Raw genomic sequence first — 20,410 nt, forward strand, 5'->3', positions numbered from 1 at the left:
CCGTGGCCCGGCGCGTCGCCCGGCCGGTTCCAGACGTTACGCGGCGCGGGCGAGCCGCTCGGCGCGGGCTGCCTCGGTCGCGGTGACGTCGATGGCGAGGTCCTCCCCGAGCACCACGCCGTAGTCGGCGAGCGCGCCCTCTCGCGTGACATAGCCGTCGATGACGTCCTCGCGCACCGTCTCCGGCGGCCGCTCCATCGCCTCGCCCCAGCCGCCGCCGCCACCGCGAATGGTGCGGATGGCGCCGCCGGCCTCGAGCGGGTGCATGAAGGCGTATTCGGGGATCTCGGTCTCGGCGCCTTCCGGCGTCGCCAGATAGACGCGGTTCGAGGCACCGTGCTCGCCGCCAACCATGCCCTTGGCGGTGTGGCGCACCCCCTCCATCATCACGCTGGTCTGGTTCGGGACCAGGTGCTGCGTGATCGTCTCCAGCCCCGGCGTGCCGCGCCAGCGGCCGGCGCCGGTCTGGTCGGCGACATATTCGTGCTTCAGGATCCGGGTCGGATACTGGATCTCGGTCATCTCGATCGAGGGCAGGATGACGCCCGTCATCAGCGGCGGATAGAGGCCCCAGCCATCGGTCTCGTAGGCAGCGCCCGCGCCGCCGGTGAAGCCGATGAAGTTCAGGAACACCCACATTCGCTCGTCGTCATAGCTGCCATAGGACATGACGAGCGGCATCTTGTGGGCGTTGACGCCGACGCGCTTCGGCGCGCATTGCGCCAGCGCCAGCAGCACGGCTTCCGTCACCTCGGCGCCGGCCGAACAGGTGCAGGTGCCGACTGGCGCCGGCCGCCTCGGGTTGATCACCGTGCCCTCGGGCGCGATCACCGTCACCGGCGCCATGCAGCCCTCGTTGATCGGGATATCCTCGTCGCAGCAGGTCGTCAGCCCGATGAAGATGAACGACATGGTGTTGGCGATCGGGCTGTTGATGAAGCCCTTCACCTGCGGATCCGTGCCGGTGAAATCGAGTGTCAGGTCCGATCCCCGAACGATCGCCTTGCAGGCGATCTTGACGTCGCGTTGGCCCTGGTAGTCGTGGTCGACGAAGGTCTCGGCGTAATATTCGCCGTCGGCCCAGCTCTCGATCTCGGCCCGCACGCGGCGCTCGGAATAGTCGACATTCGCCTGGATGGCGTCGCGGACAGTATCGAGGCCGTAACGGTCGAACAGTTCGCCGATGCGCCGGCTCGCCAGCTGGCAGGCACCGATCATCGAATCGAGGTCGCCGTTGATCCAGTGCGCGATGCGGTTGTTGGCGACGATCAGATCGAACATGTCGGCGCGCTTCTCGCCGCGCTCGACGATCTTGACCGGCGGCATGACGAGCCCGTCCTGCCAGACGTCGCGGGCATGCGGATTGTAGCCGCCGGCGACCGGGCCGCCGACATCGCCCATATGGGCGCGCACGGCCGGGAACAGGATCGGCTTGCGATCGTGGAACACCGGCGTGATGACGACGAGATCCGGGATATGCGTGCCGCCATTATAGGGATCGGAGGCGAGGATCACGTCGCCCGGCTGCAGGTCGTATTTGAACGCGTCGATGGCGCGGTCGACCGCCATCGCCACGGCGTAGAGATGCAGCGTGCAGCCCGGCGACTGGGCGACCAGCCGGGACTTCATGTCCTTCATCTCGAAGATGGCGGTGGTGAAGTCGTGCGCCTCGTTGAAGACGGGCGAGCGCGCCGTCCGCGTCACGGTGGCGCTCATCTCGTCGGCGATCGTGTTCAGCGAGCCGGCGACGACCTGCGACAGAACGAAACTTCTCTTATCCATCGGCGCGCTCCGCATAGGTCGGGTAGATGAACTCGATCAGCCCGCCGGGCGGGATGACGACGAGCACGGCGCTTTCCAGCACCTGCCGCGCCCCGTCGATGACGAGGGTGAGCCGGCCGCGCGGGCCGCCCGCGTCGCGCGGCACGAAGAAATTGCCCTCGAGCGTCGGGCCGTCATTGCGGATGACGGCGTGGATCCGCCCGTCGGCGCCGATCTCGCGGCTGACCAGGTTGAAGTGCTCGCGCGCTTCCAGCACCTCGGCCGAGGGCATCAGGCGGCGGCCGGCGAGTACCGGCGGTCCCCAGCCCTGCGCGGAGAGCGAGAAGCCCGGATCGAGGCTGATCGGCGGATTGTCCTCGGCGCCGATCGGCAGGAAGGCGAGGACGGCCGGCTGCACGCCGTCGAGCCGCGTCTCGTCCGGCGCTTGGCCGCCATGCAGGGCCGAGCGGACGAGGCCGACCAGATGATGCGCGGTGACGGCATCCGAAAGGCCGGTCGCGGCCGGCAGCACCGGATCGACCAGCGAGCCCTTCGGCGCGGTCATCGAGACCAGTTGCAGATGGCCATCGTTCAGCGTCGTCGCATCGAGCGATTCCGCCAGCGCCGCCACCAGCGCGTAGCCCTTGGCCTGGCCGGGCGTCATGTTGTAGGGGCCGGCGCGATTGGCGCCGGTGCCTGTGAAATCGAGGCCGAGATGGCCGTCGGCGGTGGTGACGCGAACGACGAGATCGACCGACGCATCGACGGAGACCGGCAGGCTCGCCCGCTCCGTCCGGTCGACGGCGCCGAAGCGCTCGGTGATCTCGGCGGCACCCAGCGCGCGGCTGTGCGCGATCGTCTGGGCGATCGCCGTCTCGGTCGCCTTGCGGCCCTTCTCGTCCATCAGTGCGACGAGCGAGGCGGACGCGCCGCGGAGCGCCGAAACGATCGCCTCGATGTCGGCGCGGACCTGGCTCTCGGCGCGGCTGTTGCGCAGCATGAAGCGGAGCGCGTCGCGCTGCAGCAGGCCGTGGCGATAGAGCTTCAGCGGCGTGAAGCGCACCGCCTCCTGCCAGGTCTCCGAGGCGAAGGGATGCAGCGATCCCGGGAACTCGCCGGCGAGATCGGCCATCTCGGCCCGCACGGCCGGGAACAGCACCAGCTCGCCCTCGTAGAACAGCGGCGCGGCGATGGTGATCGCCTGCGGCGTCGAGCCGCCGCTATAGGGATCGCCGACGAGGACGATGTCGCCCTCGCCGAGATTGAAGGCGAAGCGGTCGAGCAGCGCCGCGACGCTGTCGCGGATCAGGAAGACATGGCTGGCGTCGTACTGCGCCTGCGCCACGAGCTTCGGTTCGCCGGTCAGGAGCGCCGCCGCATAGCGCCGGCCCTCGGTCAGGCCCGGCGAGCGGGCGGTCCGCCCGACCGTCTCGGCCAGCTCCCGGGCGATCGCCGCGATGCGGCTGTAGAGGATCTGCGAGCGGATCATCAGGCCGCGCGCTCCGCCGCGGAGCGGGCCTGGCCGATCTCGATGATGACATTGCCATAGGCGTCGATCAGGCACTCATGGCCCGGATAGACGGCGATGGTGGTGCCCCATTGCTCAATGATCGCCGGGCCCGGAATGAAGGCGCCCGCCTTGAGCAAGTCGCCATTGTAGACGGGCACGGTGGTCGGCTCGACGTCGAAATGCACCTGCCGCTCGCCCTTCAGCGCGCCCGAGGCGTCCTCGTCGCCGAATTCCTGAGGGATCATGCGCGGCCGCTCGCGCACGCCGATCAAGTCGAGCCGCAGCGTCAGGATCTCGACCGGCTGGCTCGGATCCTTGTGCGCGAACAGCCGCTCGTGCAGCTCGTGGAAATCGCCGAGCGTGGCGTCGAGGTTCAGCTTGGTGATGCGGCGGGTGCGCGAGCGGATCGGCACCGTCACCTCGTGCACCTCGCCGACATAGTGCATGTCGAGGCTGCGCTTGGTCTCGAAATTGCCGGCGACAGCCTGGCCGGCGAGACGGCCGCGCGCCCGCTGCTCCATCTCCTGGAACATCGTGTTCAGCGCCTCGAAATCGAGCTCGTCGACGCGGCCGATATGAGTGCGGCTCTCGCTGATCTTCAGATCCGCGACATTGTCGCCGAGCGCGCAGAACACCGGCGCCAGCCCCGGCACGATCACGGTACGGATGCCGAGCTCCTCGGCCTGCTTGCCGGCATGGATGCCGCCGGCGCCGCCTGCCGCGACGAGCGCGAACTGCTGCGGGTCGCGGCCGCGCTTGGTCGTCACCAGCCGCGTGGCGTTGGCCATGTTGGAATTGACCAGCTCGATGATCGCCGAGGCCGCCTCGATGACCGAGAGGCCGAGCGGCTCGGCCACCTCGCGGCGCACCGCGTCGACCGCCTTCTCGCGGTCGAGCACCATCTCGCCGCCGAGGAAGAAGTCGGGATTGAGCAGGCCGAGCACGACATTGGCGTCGGTGACGGTCGGGCGCGTGCCGCCGCGGCTGTAGCAGGCCGGGCCCGGATAGGAGCCGGCGCTCGCCGGGCCCACCTGCAGCGCGCCGCCGGCATCGACCCAGGCGATCGAGCCGCCGCCGGCGCCGATCGTGTGGATGTCGAGCATCGGCAACGCGATGCGGTAGCGGCCGATCCAGCTTTCGGTGGTCACCGCCGGCTGCAGATTCTCGATCAGCGCGATGTCGTAGCTGGTGCCGCCCATGTCGACGGTGATCAGATTGTCGTAGCCCGCCATCTCGCCGAGATAGGATCCCGCCGTGACTCCGCCGGCCGGTCCCGAGAGCAGCGTGTTGACGGCGTAGCGACCCGCTTCCTGCGCCGACAGCACACCGCCATTCGACTGGATGATGAAGAGCTCGCCCTTGAAGCCTTGGCTACGCAGCCGCTCTTCCAGGTGGGTCAGGTAGGCGTTGACGCGCGGGCCGACGAAGGCGTTGACGGTCGTCGTCGAGACGCGCTCGAACTCGCGGATCTCCGGCAGCACGTCGCAGGAGAGCGAGATGAACGCGTCCGGCAGCTCCTCGCGCACGATCTCGGCGGTGCGGCGCTCATGTGCCGGATTGACGAAGGAGAACAGATAGCAGATCGCCACCGCCTCGACGCCCTGGCGGCGGAATTCCTCGCAGGCGGCGCGGACCCCTGCCTCGTCGAGCGGCGTCAGCACATTGCCCTGATGGTCGACGCGCTCGGCAACGCCGATACGCGAGCGGCGCGGCACGATGGCGTGCGGCGGCTTCAGGCGCGGGTCGAACACGCTCTCCTTGTAGGAGCGGCGGAACTCGATCTCGTCGCGAAAGCCCTTGGTGGTGATCAGGCCGACCTTGGCGCCATTGTATTCGAGCAGAGAATTGGTGGCGACGGTGGTGCCGTGCACGATCAGCGGCAGCTCGCCCAGAAAATCGTCCAGAGGAAGCCCGAGTTCCGTCGCCAGACGACCGAGCGCATTCAGAACACCGTCCGATTGATCTGGTGTCGACGGAGTCTTCGTCGAGCGGAATTCTCCGTTGGGACCGATGGCGACGAGATCAGTAAAGGTTCCGCCGACGTCAATACCAACATTCCAATTCGACATGATGTCATCCAGATTAAAATCGAGGCTCGAAATTACCTTGCGTCACTCCGCCACGCAAAGAATTTCCCTCATACCGCAACAGAGCGCGGTTTTAGCAGATAGGCACGGCCGACATAAGGAATTCCATTCCCACGGCAATTGTCGTCCCGGTACAAAAAACCGGATTTGTCCGACAAGTTGAAATATCGCGCCGCGCCAAAGGCGGTGTTCGGGTCTAATCTGCCGGTCCATCGCAAACGCTGAAACGTCGTGGCCGTTCCTCCCGGGCGCCGTCGCCGGCGGCGTGGCGAACGAGATCCGCAAGCCAATCGAGGATTGACTCATGTCTGGTATTTCCGCGCACGTCCGGGCAAGGGCCCTGGCCATCGCGATTGCCGCGACGGTCGCATCGCCCTTCGCGGCGATTGCCGCCGAAGGCCCGTTCGTCATCAACTATTCGCTGCCGCCGCCGACCCTCGATCCGGCCATCGTCTGCGACATCGCCGATAATGGCTTCCTGGCGCCGCTCTACACGCCGCTTTTGCGCTACGAGGCGAAGCCGGTCGCCAATGCCCCCGAAGGCATCACCGTCACGGCCGAGGACACCACCAAGATCGTCGGCTATCTCGCCGAGAGCTTCACCGTCTCCGATGACGGCAAGGTACTGAACTTCAAGCTGCGCGACGGGCTGAAATTCCCGAGCGGCAATCCGCTCGACGCGGCGGCCGTCAAGGCATCGCTCGAATACATGCTGAAGAGCGGCACCTGCGGCACCTATTTCCTCGAGGCGGCCCAGTTCGGCAACACCGAGGCGATCGAGGCGCCGGACGCGACGACCGTCGTGATCAAGCTGAAGCGCGGCGAGCCGCTGCTGCCGCATGCGCTGACCCAGCCCAATACCGGCATCATCGATCTGAAGACGGTCGAGGCGAATGGCGGCAAGACCTGGCTCGCCGGCCACGCCGCCGGCGCCGGCCCATACCTGCTCGCCGACTACCAGCCCGGCGTCCGCGCCGTGTTCAAGGCCAATCCGGACTTCTTCGGCGAGGCACCGCGCGAGAAGGACGTGATCGTCAACTTCATCACCGACAATGCGACGCTGCTGCTGCAGGCTCGCAACAAGCAGGCCGATGTGACGCTCGGCCTGTCGAAGGCCTCGGTCGAGAGCCTGAAGGGCGCCGAAGGCCTCAAGGTCATCGAGGTGCCGACCGCGCGCTGGCAGCTGATCGGTCTGCCGAACCAGACGGCGCCGTTCGACAACGCCAAGTTCCGCGAGGCGCTCTCCTACGCGCTGCCCTACGACGCCATCCTGAAGAATGTCGCACACGGCTTCGGCGAGACCTTCTACGGCCCCTACCCGCCGCAGTTCCCCGCCTTCAAGGCCGAGCTCGGCGCGCCGCGTCCCTATGATCTCGAGAAGGCAAAGGCCCTCATCGCCGAATCCGGCGTGAAGACCCCGGTCACGGCCGAGATCATCATCCGCGAGGGCCAGAACGACCAGGAGCAGATCGCCACCATCGCCCAGGGCGCCTGGTCGCAGATCGGCGTCAATCTGACGATCCGCAAGCTGCCGGCCTCGGGCTATCAGGAAGCGGTCGGCGCCAAGACCAAGACCTCGGCGATCGTCCGCTTCGACGGCCCGTCGGTCGACGATCCGGCCTGGCTGCTCGACTACGACCTGCGCTGCGCTTCCGCCTACAACACCAGCAATTACTGCAGCAAGGATGCGGAAGCCCTGCTCGACACCCGCCACGACCTGAAGAGCGATGCCGAGCGGCAGGAACTCTGGGACAAGATCGCCAAGATCTGGGTGGCCGACAGCCCGCGCATCCCGGTTTATGCCGACGTCTACACGGCCGTCGTCTCGGCCGACGTCAAGGACTGGCACTTCGCCCAGGACGGTCCGTTCGACCTCAATCTCTGGGGCCGCTAACCGGGAGCGTTTTCGAGCGAAGTGGATACTGGTTCGCGTGAAGAAGACGCGACCCAACTATACTATAGCGGGTCGATCGGGCTCCGCCCGGTCGACCCATTCGATAACAGCGCGCGGTCCCGGGGCCGCGCGCCGTCCTTTGCGTGCGGAGTGCCGTCTTTGAAACGAGCTTGGGTTGGGACCGCGTTGCGGCGGATCGGCGACGACAAGACGTTCGCGCTCGCCGTCCTGATCGCCGCGCTGCTGATCGTCGGCGCCCTGCTCGGACCGCTCGTCTGGCCGCTCGGCCCGCTCGACATGGATTTCGGCGCCCCGCTTGCCGCGCCCTCCTTCGCCCATCCGATGGGCACCGACAGCAATGGCCGCGACGTGTTCGCCCGCTTCCTCACCGGTGCCCGCATCTCGCTCGCGGTCGGCGCGATTGTCGTGCTGGCCGGCCTCGTCGTCGGCGGCGCGATCGGTGTCGCCGCCGGGATCGGCGGCCGTGTCGTCGACACCATCCTGATGCGCCTGATCGATGCGCTCGCCGCCTTCCCGCCCCTCATCCTCGCCATGGCGGTGACCGTCGGGCTCGGCGTCGGCCTGAAGACGGCGGCGATCGGCATCGCGCTTTCCTCGGTGCCGTTCTTCGCTCGGCTGATGCGCGGCGATATCCTCAGGATCCGCACCCTGCCCTTCGTCGAGGCAAGCGTCGCCATGGGCGCCAAGCGCGGCCGCATCATCGCCCGCCATCTGCTGCCGCACACGGCGCCGACCATGCTGGTCCAATGCGCCTCGGTCTTCGGCTATGCCATCCTGACCTTGGCCGGCCTCGGCTTCATCGGCCTCGGCGCGCAGATCCCGGAGCCCGAATGGGGCGCGATGATCACCGACGGCATGCAGTACGCGCTGACCGGGCAGTGGTGGCTGGCGCTGTTCCCCGGCCTCGGCGTCCTGCTCGCCGTGATCGCCGCCAATCTGCTGGCCGACCGGCTCGAGGAGAGCCTCAATCCGCGCTCGGCGCGCAACCAGGTGCGCTGACATGCTGAGACTGATCTCGGGCCGCATCGTCACCTCGCTGATCTCGCTGGTCGGCGCGTCGCTGATCGCCTTCGTGCTCTTGCGCCTCACCCCCGGCGATCCGGCCCGCCTCTTCCTCGGCCAGTTCGCCGGCGAGGACGCCGTGCAGGCGCTGCGCGCCGAGCTCGGCCTCAACGGCTCGATCCTCAGTCAGTACTGGATCTATATGGGCCGCTTCCTGTCGGGCGACTGGGGCTTCTCCTATTCGACCGGCCAGTCGGTCGCCGGCCTGCTGCTCGCCCGCTTTCCGGCGACCGTCGAGCTCGGCCTGTTCGCCTTTTTCTTCGCCTTCGTCGCGGCGGTCTCCTGCGCCCTCGTCTCGGTCTACCGTCGTGGGCCGGTCTCGGATGGCGGCGTACGAGCGCTTTCCTTCTTCGCCCAGGGCGTGCCGCCCTTCTGGTTCGGCCTGATGATGCTGCTCGTCTTCTTCGAGGGCTTCGGCTGGCTGCCCGGCCCGGAGGGACGGCTCGGCCTGCGCATCATCCCGCCGCCGACCGTCACCGGACTGCTGACGGTGGACAGCCTCCTCGCCGGCGACTGGACCGCCTTCAAGGACGCGATCCGCCACCTGATCCTGCCGGCGGTGACGCTCGGGCTGATGCCGTTCGGCTTTCTCTACCGGCTGCTCCGCGCCAATCTCGAAGGGATCACCCGGGAGCCCTTCATCACGGTGGCGCGCGGCCGCGGCCTCACCCGCTGGGCTGCCTATGTCCGCCACGCGCTGCCGAACGCCTTCCTGCCGACGCTGACCGCCGCCGGCCTGCTGTTCGGCCAGCTCCTCGCCGGCAGCGTGCTGGTCGAGCGCGTCTTCGTCTGGCCCGGCGCCGGCGCGCTCGTCACCGACGGCGTGCTCAAGCAGGATTTTTCCGTCGTGCAGGCCTTCATCCTGCTCTCGGCCTTCATCTATGTGCTGACCAGCCTCGTCGTCGACATCCTCGCCGCGATGCTCGATCCGCGCGTCGCCCAGAGCCAGGGAGGCGGAAGATGAGCTCGACGACCAACCAGCCGCCCCTGCTCGAGGTACGCGGCCTCACCACCGAATTCGCCACCCGCGCCGGCGCGGTCGCCGCCGTGCGCGACGTCTCGCTCACGGTCCGACGCAGCGAGAAGGTGGCGATCGTCGGCGAATCCGGCTGCGGCAAATCCACGCTCGCGCTCTCGATCCTCGGCCTGATCGACAAGCCCGGCCGGATCGCCTCGGGTCAGGTTCTGCTCGAGGGCCGCGATCTCGTGGGCCTCAGCGAAAGCGCGATGAAGACGATCCGCGGCAAGACCGTGTCGCTGATCTTCCAGGATCCGATGGGCGCGCTCGACCCCATCAAGACGGTCGGCGCGCAGATAATCGACACGCTGCGCCGCCATCAACCCGGCCTCAGCCACAAGGCGGCGCGCGCCCGGGCGGTCGAGCTGCTGCGCGAGGTCGAGGTGCCGGCGGCCGAGCGGCGGCTCGACGACTATCCGCACCATTATTCCGGCGGCATGCGCCAACGCGTCATGATTGCCATCGCGCTCGCCAATGCGCCGGACCTGATCATCGCCGACGAGCCGACGACGGCGCTCGACGTGACGACGCAGGCGCAGGTGCTGGCGCTGCTCGAACGCGTCGTCGCCGACCATGGCGTGGCGGTGCTGCTGATCACCCACAATCTCGGCGTCGTCGCCGAATTCTGCGACGTGGTGCAGGTCATGTATGCCGGCCGCATCGTCGAGCGCGGCCCGACCGAGGCGATCCTCGCCAGGCCGACCCATCCCTATACGCAGGCGCTGCTCGAAAGCATTCCGGATCCCGCCCGGATCGGCACGCGGCTTCGCGCCATTCCCGGCATGCCGCCGGATCTCTCGGCCATGCCCTCCGGCTGCGCCTTCGAGCCGCGCTGCTTCTTCGGCCATGGCCGCGAAATCTGCCGCACGCGCCAGCCCGCCCCGGTCGAAATCGAGACCACGTCCGGCCCGTCGCAGGTCGAGTGCCACTTCGCCACCGAACGCGCCGCCCGCGCGAGCGAGGTCGCCGCATCATGACCGGACGCGACATACCGCTCCTCGTCGTCGACCGGCTGGAAAAGAGTTTTGCCGCGCGCAGCAGCAATCCGTTCAAACCAAGCCGCGAAATACTGCGCGCCGTCGACGGGATCTCGTTCACGGTTCTGCGCGGCGAGACCTTCGGCCTCGTCGGCGAATCCGGCTGTGGCAAGTCGACGGCGGCGCGCGCCATCCTCCGCCTCGTCGAGCCGACCGGCGGCCGCGTCACGCTCGACGGCATCGACGTCGCCAGCCTCGCGGCCGAACCGATGCGAAAACTGCGCCGGCGCATGCAGATGGTGTTCCAGGACAGCACCGGCACGCTCGACCCGCGCATGAGCGTGCGCGAACTCGTCGAGGAGCCGCTGATCGTGCACGGCATCGGCGACGCCGCGACGCGCCGCGCCAAGGTCGACGCCATGCTGGAGCTGGTTGGCATCCGCGCGGAATTCGCTAACCGTCGCCCGCACCAGTTCTCCGGCGGCCAGCGCCAGCGCATCGGCATTGCCCGCGCACTCGTGCTGGAGCCGGAGCTGGTCGTGCTCGACGAGCCGATCTCGGCGCTCGACGTCTCGGTGCAGGCGCAGATCCTGAACCTGCTCAAGGATCTGCAGGAGAAGCTCGGCGTCTCCTACGTCTTCATCGTGCACGATCTGACGGTGGCGGAATTCTTCTGCGACCGGCTCGCCGTGCTCTATCTCGGCCAGGTGATGGAGAGCGGCAGCGCGAAGGAACTCTTCGCCGATCCGCAGCACCCCTACACGCTCAGCCTGCTCTCGGCCGTGCCGCGCGTCGGCGCCAAGACGGGGCGGCGCACCGTGCTGGAGGGCGAGGTGTCGCCGCTCGGCAGCGGTGCCTCGAAGGGCTGCGTCTTCCGCGCCCGCTGCCCGGTCGGCAAGGACCGCGCGATCTGCGCCGAGGAACGCCCGGCGCTTCGCCCGCATGGCACGGCGGACCACACCGTCGCCTGCCATTTCCCGGGCGAGCTCAGCCTAGCGCCAGCCTGAGAGGCCGGCCCCGGGCGGCGACAATCGTCGCCATCCGTCAATGGACGCGTCGCTATTCCACATATATGTAATAGACTTCATTGGAAGAGATGGGCGACCCAGGATGAAATCTCCGCAGCGAGGCTCCGTCGAGGCTCCGGCCGAAGACGCCAAGACGCCGCGCCGGACGCGGGTCAGCGGCATGGATCGCGCGCTTCAGATCCTCGACCACCTCTACACGACCGGCGAGCCAGCCGGCGCCTACGCGATCGCCAAATCGATCGGCGCGCCGCTGTCGACGGTCTATGTCATCATCGACGAACTGATCGAGCGCGAGATGCTGTCGCGGCGGTCGGATGGCCAGATCTGGCTCGGACCGCGCCTCTATCACTACGGGCTGGTCTATGCCCGCTCGCTCGATTTTCTCGGCGAGGCCAGCCAGGTCATGCAGGACCTCGGTCGCGAAATCGGCGAGACCGTGCAGATCTGCGGCCGCGACGGCGATCACATGGTGGTTCTGGCGATGGCGGACGGTCCGGGCCATTTCCGCGTCATGTCCGAGGTCGGCACCCGCGTGCCGCTGAACTGGACGGCATCCGGGCGCCTGCTGATCGGCAATCTGCCGGACGCCGAGCGGATCGAGATCTTCCGCCGCAGCGCCCGCGCCTCGCCGACCGAACGGGCCGAGACCGATGCGGCGGCGCTGTCGAAGCTCGCCGGCCTCGCCTTCCAGGAACGGCTTTCGATCCAGATCAGTGAGACGGATTTTCTCGTCTCCTGCGTCGCCTCGCCGATCTGCGATGCCGCCGGCGCCTGCGTCGCGACGATCTCGATCGTGCTGCCGGAACACAAGGTCGTCGCCAACCCCGCCCTCTACGGCGATGCCGTCCGCAATGCCGCCGAGACGATCGAGCGCAAGCTCGGCTGGCGCCAGCGCTGACGCCAGCCGGCGTCGATCAATCCTCGACGGCGATCACCGCCTCGATCTCGACCGTGATCCGGTTCGGCAGCGACCCCATGCCGACCGCCGAGCGCGCATGGCGCCCCCTTTCCTCGCCAAACACGGCCAGGAACAGGTCCGAACAGCCATTGATCACCTGCGGGTGGGCGGTGAAATCCGGCACGGCGTTGACCATGCCCAGCAACTTGACCACCCGGCGCACCTTGTCGAGCGAGCCGAGCGCCTCCTGCATGACGGCGAGCAGGTTGATGCCGGTGATGCGGGCGTGCTGGTAGGCCTCATCGAGCGTCACGTCGGCGCCGACGCGGCCGTGATGCTCGAAGCCGTCCGGCTGCATCGGCCCCTGTCCCGACAGGAACAGCAGATTGCCCTCGCGCACGAAGGTGACAAAATTGGCAACCGGCGGCGGCGGCGGCGGCAAGACGATTCCCAACGCCCGCAACCGCGCCTGCGGCGAACCACCCTCGGCGGCGGCGTTGGTGATAGTGTCGCTCATCTGGATATCCGTTTCCCGCCCCGCATGGAGCCCTTCAGTTCATCGGGCTGGCGCCCGGAGCCGACCGATCGTTCACCGATCGAACCGCCGACAAAAACTGCATAATTCCATAGTTATGTAATTGCGCTCATTAGGATGGAACGTTAGCATTCTCGTCCATGAGGTCAAGCCCGGCGCCGGCTACAGCCGACAAGGGCGCGACGCGGCCGAGGGCCGACGGCGAATGGGGACGGGAACAGGTTCATGAACGACGTTTCAGGACGTCCGGGGCGCCTCGCCGGCAAGGCGGCGATCGTCACCGGAGCCGCCGGCGGCATCGGCCGCGCCACCGTCGAGGCCTTCCTGCGCGAGGGCGCCCATGTCGTGGCGATGGACCTCGCCCGCCCGCTGGACGCGACGCGTTTCGCGCTGCCGGGCGCCGTTCCGATCGCCTGCGACCTTGGCGACCGCGCCGCGATCCAGGCGGCGACGGAGGAAGCGGTCGAGCGGCTCGGCGGTCTCGACATCCTGGTAGCATCCGGGGCGCTCAAGGGCGGGACGGGGAATTTCCTCGACCTCTCCGACCGCGACTGGGATCGCTATGTCGACATCAACCTGACCGGGACCTTCCTGTCCTGTCGGGCAGCCGCGCGCGCCATGGTGGCGGGCGGCGCCGGCCGGAATGGCAAGGGCGGCCGGATCATCACCATCGGCTCGGTCAATTCCTTCATGGCGGAACCGGACGCCGCCGCCTATGTCGCGGCAAAGGGCGGCGTCGCCATGCTGACCCGCGCCATGGCGGTCGACCTCGCCCGCCATGGCATCCTGGTCAACATGATCGCGCCCGGCCCCGTCGACGTGACGGGCAACAATACCGGCTACAGCGAACCGAAGCTCGCCGGCGAAGTCCGCGACGAGGTGGCGCTGGCGCGCCCCGGCCTACCGCAGGAGGTCGCCACGGCCGCTGTTTTCCTGGCCGAGGACGCAGCGAGCTTCATGACCGGCTCGACCGTCACGATCGATGGCGGCCTGTCGGCGATGATCTTCGGCGGCATGCGGGGAAGCTGAAGGCGGCGACCCACTTCCGGTCGGCGCTCAGATGATGGAGGGCGGGCATTGCAGACGGTTGACGCAGGCCAGCGCCAGTTCGGCGTGACGGTGCCCGTCCTTCAGGGTGAAGGCGAGATGACCGGGAAGCAGCGTGTCGAACTCCAGTGCCGCCAGCGTCCGGACGCTCTCGCAGATGGCGGCGATATCGCAATCGACGATGTTCTGGATCGCCACCTTGCCGCCATGGAACAGCGCGTCGCCGCCGACCAGCATGCGCCGCCGCGGCGTCGTCACCAGATAGGAGACATGGTCGCGGCTATGGCCGGGCGTCGGGATCATCCGCACCGAGACATCGCCAAAGCGAATTTCCTCGTCCGGCTGCCAGACGCGGTCGACCGGACAGGCGTGATAGGCATAGTCCATCGGATAGACGCCGCCCCGCTTCGCCTTGCCAAGGCTGATGCCCTCCTCGTCGCCAGTCGCCACCATCGCCGCCGTGGCGGCGCCGGCATGCACGGCGAGGCCGAGCCGATCGCGCAGGGCCGCCGCGCCACCGGAATGATCGGCATGGCCATGGGTGAGGAACAGATGGCGGATCCGGGTGGGATCGATGCCGTCCTCGGCCAGAACGTCGAACACCTGTCCCGGATACCGACCTGCGCCGGCGTCGAACATCAGCCAGCCGTCTTCGGCGGCGACCAGGAACACATTGCAGTCGAACGCGTCGGTCAGGTCGAATCCGCCGCCGCCGCTCATCACCAGATGGAGCCCCGCCTCGATCCGCATCTCCGTCTCCACTCCCTTTCCTCGACCCGGACGCCCCACACGGCGATGCTGGGATCGAGATTGCCCTGAACGCTCCAACAAGACTGCGCCAAGCGCAGCCGAAAACCGCATCGCGAAGGATCTCACAAATGCATACGGGTGCCTTTTCCGACATCGACTGGGACAAGGACGGCAAGCAGGTCGGCTTCTTCAGCTTCCCCTATTCGATCGATCGCTCGCCCTACTACCAGATCAAGATGCCGGTCTGCCGGATCCGCAATGGCGACGGCCCCAGCCTGGTGCTGATGGCCGGCAACCATGGCGACGAATATGAGGGCGAGCTGACACTGCTGAAGGCGATCCGGCTGATCGAGGCGTCCGACATCAGCGGCGCGCTCACCATCCTGCCGGCGGCGAACACGCCGGCCGTCATGGCGGCGAAACGCTGCTCGCCCTTCGACGGCGGCAACATGAACCGCTCGTTTCCGGGCAACCCCTATGGCGGGCCGACCCAGCGCATGGCCCACTACATCGAGCACGAGATCTTCCCGCGCCATGACGTCGTGCTCGACCTGCATTCGGGCGGCACCAGCATGGACCACCTGATCTGCAGCCTGATCGAACGGCTCGGCGACGGCGAGCGCTACGCGCGAGGCCTCGAACTGATGCGATCGATGCGCCTGCCCTATGGCATGATCGCCGACAATGGTCCGGATTCGCCGACGTCGATGGCGGCGGCGCTGCGCGCCGGCTGCATCGCGCTTTCCGGCGAGTTCGGCGGTGGCGCCACCGCCACCAAGACGACGATGGCCGTGACCCAGCGCGCCGTCGACAATCTGCTGCAGGCGGTCGGCATCACCAGCCGCCCGATCCTCTACCTCGATGCCGATCGTGGCCCCGAGACAACAGTGCTTTCCACCGGCGGCCAGTCGCTGTTCGTCTATGCCGAGCGCGAAGGCTGGTTCGAGCCGGCCGTCGATATCGGCGACACGGTCGAGGCAGGCGCCATCGCCGGCTGGCTGCACGATCTCGAGCGGCCGCTCGAAGAACCCGAAGTGCTGCGCTTCGCGGAAGGCGGCATCGTGCTGTCGCGCCGCCTGCACACGCACAGCCAGTCGGGAGACTGCCTGATGAACCTCGCGCGGTTCGACTGACCCGCGGCGGGGCAAAGCGGACCGCCCCAGGGGACGGTTCGAACAAGGGAGGTTCATCGCGGCGCACTCTGCGGTGACGATCATCGGTTCGACAACGGGGTCTTGACCCGCAAGGTCACCATGCTAGGCTTCCGTTGTAATGAATTCAATTATACAATTATGGAATAACTAGATCTTCATCGTCGTGCAACGGCGGACTTCAAGGCGCGGCAGGGGCGATGCCCCGAAGCCAAACCGACCGACCGGCGCGACAGAGCAGCTTCCAGATCAACAACCGGGGAACGACATGTTGAGATCCAAATTCAAGTCGGCGGCGGCCGCCCTTCTCGCCACGGCGCTGTCCAGTTCGGCCGCCTTCGCCGACATCACCATCCTGGCATGGCCGGGCGAGCCTTCGGAATCGGCCTTCCGCAAGGTACTCGACCTCTACAACTCGACCGAGGGCACCAAGAACAATTCGAAGGCCTCGGTGATCTATTTCAGCCAGCAGGGCTTCAAGGAGAAGATGCTGGCCGACGTCGCCGCGGGCTCGAAGGAATTCGACGTCATGCTGACCTCGACCTACGATGTCGGACTGTACGCGCCCTTCATGACGCCGATCGACGACCTGATCACCGACAAGGTCTATGACGTCATCTCGAAGAACGCGATCGAGACGCAGAAGTACGAAGGCAAGACATACGGCATCCCGACCGACCTGAGCCTGCACTTCCTGTACTATCGCAAGGACCTGATCGACCAGCTCAACACCGATCCGGCCTGGAAGGCGAAATACGAGGAGATCTCGGAGAAGATCCTCGGCAAGAAGCTGTCGCCGAAGCCGGCTGACCAGTGGGACTGGGACGATTTCATCGCCTCGGCGCTGTTCTTCACCAAGTCGATCAATCCCGACAGCCCGGTCCGCTACGGCACCGTGCTGCAGATGAAGAACCTGCTCTACAACATCATGCTGTGGCAGGGCACCGTCGCCTCCAATGGCGGCGACTGGCGCGACAAGGACGGCAACATCACCGTCGACTCCCCCGCCTACAAGCGCGGCCTCGAGATCTACAAGATCATCACCGACAACGAGGCGACCCCGGGCGACAGCTCGACCTATGAATATGGCGAGGCCAACAGCGTCTTCGGCGCCGGCCAGGTCGCGTTCATGCTGCAGTGGAACGCCGCCGTGCCGGAGTTCAGCAACGCCACGAAATATCCGATCGTCGCCGGCAAGCTCGGCCTTTCCCACGAGCCGGCCGGCTCGGAAGGCCCGAAGACCCATTTCCACAGCCTCGGCCTCGGCCTCAACAAGAACTCCGAGAAGCAGGACGAGGCGAAGGCCTTCCTGGCCTGGCTGGCGACGGCCGAGCCGATGAAGCTCTACGCCAAGGAAGGCGGCTCGCCGCCGCTGGCCGCGGGCCCGATGGCGGAAATCGCCGGCGACCGGCCGGAAATGGTGCTGATGGGCGAGCATGCCGCCAAATACGGCTTCGTCATGAATGGCAGCACCAGCGCCAAGGCGCTGAGCATCTACACCAACATGGCCGAGAACTTCACCGGCTACTGGACGGGCGAGATCGAGCAGGACGAGGCGATCGCCAATGTCGTCGCCGACATGAAAAAGGCTTTCACTCCCTAAGCCCCACGCCTGCGATCCACGAACTGCCGCGGGCCTCCCGCGGCAGTTCCCCGCCCCGGAGCGAGAATGTCCAACGCGACCAGTTTCGAGATGAAGGAGCGCGCCGCGGCCCGCGTCCTGCTCGTCCCCCTCTGCCTGTTCATGGCGGCGCTGCTGGGTTTCCCGACCCTGATCAATCTCTGGTATTCGTTCAGCGACGTCTCGTTCCAGAACATGATCGGCAGCTTTGTCGGTCTGGACAACTACGCCGCCGCGCTCAGCAATCCAAAGATGTGGCAGGCGCTCGGCTTCTCGCTGAAATTCGCCGTCATCTGCACCACGCTCCAGGTCGTGGCCGCCCTGGTCCTCGTCTTCATCCTGCATCCGCTCCTGGCGAAGCGCCCGTGGATGACCGCCATTCTGATGCTGCCGATGATGGTGTCGCCAGCGCTGATGGGCGTCATGTACCGGCTGATCCTGAACGAGTTCACCGGCCCCATCCCCGTTTATCTCGAGATGATGGGCTACGGCGTCAATTTCCTCGGCCGTGGCAACATCTACAAGACCGTCGTCGCCATCGAGGTGTTGCAGTGGACGCCCTTCGCGTTCCTGATCCTTTTGACGGCGCGCCAGACCATTTCCTATGAGCTGGAGGAAGCCGCCGCCGTCGACGGCGCCACCGGTTTCCGCTCCACCCTGCACATCCTGCTGCCGATGATGAAGCCGGCGCTGGTGATCGTCGTCTTCGTGCGCTTCATCGACAGCTTCCGGGTCTTCGACCACATCTACGTGCTGACCGGCGGCGGTCCCGGCAACCTGACCACCTCGATCAGCATCTACATCTACAAGCTGTTCTTCGTGCAGAACACGCTTGGCGAGGCGGTCGCCGTCTCGATCCTGCTGCTGATGATGTCGCTTGCCCTGATCGTGGCGGCGATGCGCCTCGTCGTCCGGAGAAACTGAGATGATCGTCTCCCGCCGCAGCCGCTTCGACAGCGTCCTTCACGCCTCGCGCTGGGTTGTCTTCGTCGCCGTCGCGCTTCTGGTCAATTTCCCGGTCCTGTCGACCATCCTGACCTCGTTCAAGACCAATGCGGATATCAACGCCTATCCGCCGAAGTGGATCTTCGAGCCGACGCTCGAGCACTACCGCGCCGTGCTCGCCTCGCCGAACATCGACTATTCGCACTACATCATGAACTCGATCGTCATCGCGACGGTGGGCACCATTTTCGCCATCGTTCTGACACTGCCGGCCGCCTATGCCATGGCGCGCCAGCGCGTCGGCAGCAGCTGGCTGCTGCCGCTGATCACCAACCTGCGCGCCCTGCCGCTGATCATCTTCGCGATCCCGTTCTACTTCATGTACAAGCAGGTCGGCCTGCTCGACACCCGGCTCGGCCTGGCGCTGATTGCCTGCGTCATCAACATCCCGATCGCGCTGGTGCTGTTCGTCGGCTTCGTGCAGGACGTGCCGCGCGAGCTCGACGACGCGGCCAAGATCGACGGCGCCTCGATGTGGAAGACGCTCTGGCACGTCGTGCTGCCGCTGAGCCGCCCCGTCATGCTCGCCGTCTTCCTGCTCTCCTTCATCTACAGCTGGAACGAGTTCCTGTTCGGCCTGATCCTGACGACCAAGAGCGCCGTGCCGGTGACAGTCGGCGCCACCTTCTTCGTCACCTCGCGCGGCATCGAATGGGGTCCGACGGCCGCCGCCATGACGATCGGCATCCTGCCGCCGCTGATCCTCGGCCTGTTCGCCTATCCCTATATCGGCAAGTCGATGCTTGCCGGCGCGGTCAAGGGCTGATCGCCCGCACCCGTCGCTCGTCTCAACGGTGAAATCCATGCAACCGACCGCCTATACCGACGCCGCCCGCCGCATCCATGGCCATGTCCGCCGCACGCCGCTGGTGCCGGCGGCGCCCTCCCCGCGCCCGACCGACAAGGCCGAACTCTGGTTCAAGCCGGAATGCCTGCAGGTGTCCGGCTCGTTCAAGGCGCGCGGCGCCTTCAACGGCGTATTGTCGCTGCCGGAGGCCGTGCGGGCGCGCGGCGTCGTCACCGCGTCCGGCGGCAATTTCGGCGCGGCGATCGCCTATGCGGCCGAGCAGCTCGGCGTGCCGGCCAGCATCTGCGTGATGACGACCTCCACCGAACTCGCCCGCAAGCGCATCGCGTCCTATGGCGCCGAGCTGCATGTCGTCGGCCAGTTCTGGGATCTGTCCTGGGAGGCCGGCCGCAAGCTCGCGGAAGAACGAGGTGGCGCCCTGCTCCACCCCTTCGCCGACGAGGCGACAATCGCCGGCCAGGGCACGATCGGGCTCGAGATCCTCGACGACATGCCTGACGTCGACACCGTCGTCGTCTCGATCGGCGGCGGCGGATTGATCGCCGGCATCGCCGAGGCGATCAAGCAGCGAAAGCCGGGCGTGCGCGTCGTCGGCGTCGAGACCGTCGGCTGCCCGACGCTCTACGAGGCCCGCAAGGCCGGCCATCCGGTGATGCTCGAAAACGTCGTCACCAACGTGCCGATCCTCGCGGCCCGCTCCACCGAGCCGATCAATTTCGAGATCATCGAGCGCTGCGTCGACGAGATCGTGCTGGTGCCGGAGGACGAGCCGGTCGGCGCGGCGGAATGGATGTGGAAGAACACCGGCCTCGCCGTCGAGCTCGGCGCCGCCACGGCGGCCGCCGCTGTCCTCAACGGGCACGTCAAGGTCGCGCCGGGCGAGAAGACGGTCGTCGTGCTGTGCGGCAGCGGCAATGACGGGCTCGGGCTGAAATAGCGCCCGCCAGTCTGGCTCAGCCGGGCAACACGCTCGCTGTCATCAAGTCAGTTCTGTTGCATCTGGTTTGAGCAAGGCGTTGGCAACGACGACGAGTTTTCTGGCGACGGCTGCGAGCGCGAGGCGCTTTGGCTTTCCGGCGGTGCATAGGCGTCGGTAGAAGTCGCGCAGGCCGGGGTTGGCCCTGGCCGCGCTGAGGGCGGCCATGAACAGCAAAGGCCTGAGTTCGGTGCGTCCGCCGCGCATGGTGCGGTGCCGGCTGGTGTTGCCGGAATCGCGCGGATGCGGGGCCAAGCCGGC

18 protein-coding genes are annotated in these 20,410 nt (G+C 67.0%); 12 read left to right on the plus strand and 6 right to left on the minus strand.

Annotation, left to right across the window (positions count from 1 at the left end):
* Positions 1-36: 36 nt before the first annotated feature.
* From G342_RS0109870 to G342_RS0109880, 3 genes are read right to left on the minus strand one after another with little or no spacing between them, the layout of a single operon-like run.
* Complete coding sequence (locus G342_RS0109870; protein ID WP_018182974.1) at positions 37-1,782, minus strand: hydantoinase B/oxoprolinase family protein; 1,746 nt, start codon at positions 1,780-1,782, stop codon at positions 37-39.
* Positions 1,775-3,250 carry a hydantoinase B/oxoprolinase family protein gene (locus tag G342_RS25235; protein WP_018182975.1) on the minus strand — a complete coding sequence of 492 codons (1,476 nt, stop codon included), beginning with the start codon at positions 3,248-3,250 and terminating at the stop codon, positions 1,775-1,777. Before G342_RS25235 ends, G342_RS0109870 begins: the two co-directional genes overlap by 8 nt.
* A complete protein-coding gene (locus G342_RS0109880; RefSeq protein ID WP_018182976.1) occupies positions 3,250-5,340 on the minus strand; it encodes a hydantoinase/oxoprolinase family protein in 2,091 nt (696 codons plus the stop codon). The genes G342_RS25235 and G342_RS0109880 overlap by 1 nt, the downstream gene beginning before the upstream one ends.
* A 322-nt stretch (positions 5,341-5,662) precedes the next feature.
* Here G342_RS0109880 and G342_RS23770 point away from each other — a divergent pair, with 322 nt between their 5' ends.
* From G342_RS23770 to G342_RS0109910, 6 genes are all read left to right on the plus strand, one after another.
* A complete protein-coding gene (locus G342_RS23770) occupies positions 5,663-7,252 on the plus strand; it encodes an ABC transporter substrate-binding protein (protein WP_018182977.1) in 1,590 nt (529 codons plus the stop codon).
* Between the two features lie 150 nt (positions 7,253-7,402).
* Positions 7,403-8,272 (plus strand): ABC transporter permease, encoded by an 870-nt coding sequence (locus G342_RS0109890; protein ID WP_425402211.1) that lies wholly within the window; start codon positions 7,403-7,405, stop codon positions 8,270-8,272.
* A gap of 1 nt (position 8,273) precedes the next feature.
* Positions 8,274-9,299, plus strand: coding sequence for an ABC transporter permease (locus G342_RS0109895; RefSeq protein ID WP_018182979.1), 1,026 nt, complete (start codon positions 8,274-8,276; stop codon positions 9,297-9,299).
* The gene (locus tag G342_RS0109900; protein WP_018182980.1) at positions 9,296-10,330 is read left to right on the plus strand and encodes an ABC transporter ATP-binding protein; all 1,035 of its coding nucleotides are present in this window, start codon (positions 9,296-9,298) and stop codon (positions 10,328-10,330) included. Before G342_RS0109895 ends, G342_RS0109900 begins: the two co-directional genes overlap by 4 nt.
* A complete protein-coding gene (locus G342_RS0109905) occupies positions 10,327-11,337 on the plus strand; it encodes an ABC transporter ATP-binding protein (RefSeq protein WP_018182981.1) in 1,011 nt (336 codons plus the stop codon). Before G342_RS0109900 ends, G342_RS0109905 begins: the two co-directional genes overlap by 4 nt.
* A 103-nt stretch (positions 11,338-11,440) precedes the next feature.
* Positions 11,441-12,256: an IclR family transcriptional regulator gene (locus G342_RS0109910; protein WP_018182982.1), complete on the plus strand. Its 816-nt coding sequence runs from the start codon at positions 11,441-11,443 to the stop codon at positions 12,254-12,256.
* Between the two features lie 16 nt (positions 12,257-12,272).
* Here the strand turns inward: G342_RS0109910 and G342_RS0109915 are convergent, their stop codons facing one another.
* Entirely contained in the window at positions 12,273-12,773 is a 501-nt protein-coding gene (locus G342_RS0109915; protein ID WP_018182983.1) for a RidA family protein, read from the minus strand.
* A gap of 243 nt (positions 12,774-13,016) precedes the next feature.
* Here G342_RS0109915 and G342_RS23775 point away from each other — a divergent pair, with 243 nt between their 5' ends.
* A complete protein-coding gene (locus G342_RS23775; RefSeq protein WP_018182984.1) occupies positions 13,017-13,820 on the plus strand; it encodes an SDR family NAD(P)-dependent oxidoreductase in 804 nt (267 codons plus the stop codon).
* A gap of 27 nt (positions 13,821-13,847) precedes the next feature.
* Here G342_RS23775 and G342_RS25240 read toward each other — a convergent pair whose 3' ends face one another.
* Positions 13,848-14,600 (minus strand): MBL fold metallo-hydrolase, encoded by a 753-nt coding sequence (locus tag G342_RS25240; protein WP_018182985.1) that lies wholly within the window; start codon positions 14,598-14,600, stop codon positions 13,848-13,850.
* A 116-nt stretch (positions 14,601-14,716) separates the two neighbouring features.
* Here G342_RS25240 and G342_RS0109930 point away from each other — a divergent pair, with 116 nt between their 5' ends.
* The 5 genes from G342_RS0109930 (at position 14,717) to G342_RS0109950 (ending at position 20,110) form a co-directional block, all read left to right on the plus strand.
* The gene (locus tag G342_RS0109930) at positions 14,717-15,721 is read left to right on the plus strand and encodes a succinylglutamate desuccinylase/aspartoacylase family protein (RefSeq protein WP_018182986.1); all 1,005 of its coding nucleotides are present in this window, start codon (positions 14,717-14,719) and stop codon (positions 15,719-15,721) included.
* Between the two features lie 286 nt (positions 15,722-16,007).
* A complete protein-coding gene (locus G342_RS0109935; RefSeq protein WP_018182987.1) occupies positions 16,008-17,342 on the plus strand; it encodes an extracellular solute-binding protein in 1,335 nt (444 codons plus the stop codon).
* Positions 17,343-17,408: 66 nt separating this feature from the next.
* A complete protein-coding gene (locus G342_RS0109940; protein ID WP_018182988.1) occupies positions 17,409-18,284 on the plus strand; it encodes a carbohydrate ABC transporter permease in 876 nt (291 codons plus the stop codon).
* A 1-nt stretch (position 18,285) separates the two neighbouring features.
* Positions 18,286-19,131, plus strand: coding sequence for a carbohydrate ABC transporter permease (locus G342_RS0109945; RefSeq protein WP_018182989.1), 846 nt, complete (start codon positions 18,286-18,288; stop codon positions 19,129-19,131).
* 37 nt (positions 19,132-19,168) lie between these two features.
* On the plus strand, positions 19,169-20,110 hold the full coding sequence (locus tag G342_RS0109950) for a threonine ammonia-lyase (protein WP_018182990.1): 942 nt from the start codon (positions 19,169-19,171) through the stop codon (positions 20,108-20,110).
* Positions 20,111-20,152: 42 nt separating this feature from the next.
* Here the strand turns inward: G342_RS0109950 and G342_RS25645 are convergent.
* The coding region (locus G342_RS25645) for a transposase (protein WP_018181812.1) at positions 20,153-20,410 on the minus strand (258 nt) is incomplete at its 5' end.

The sequence above is a fragment of the Kaistia granuli DSM 23481 genome (assembly GCF_000380505.1).
Taxonomy (GTDB): domain Bacteria; phylum Pseudomonadota; class Alphaproteobacteria; order Rhizobiales; family Kaistiaceae; genus Kaistia; species Kaistia granuli.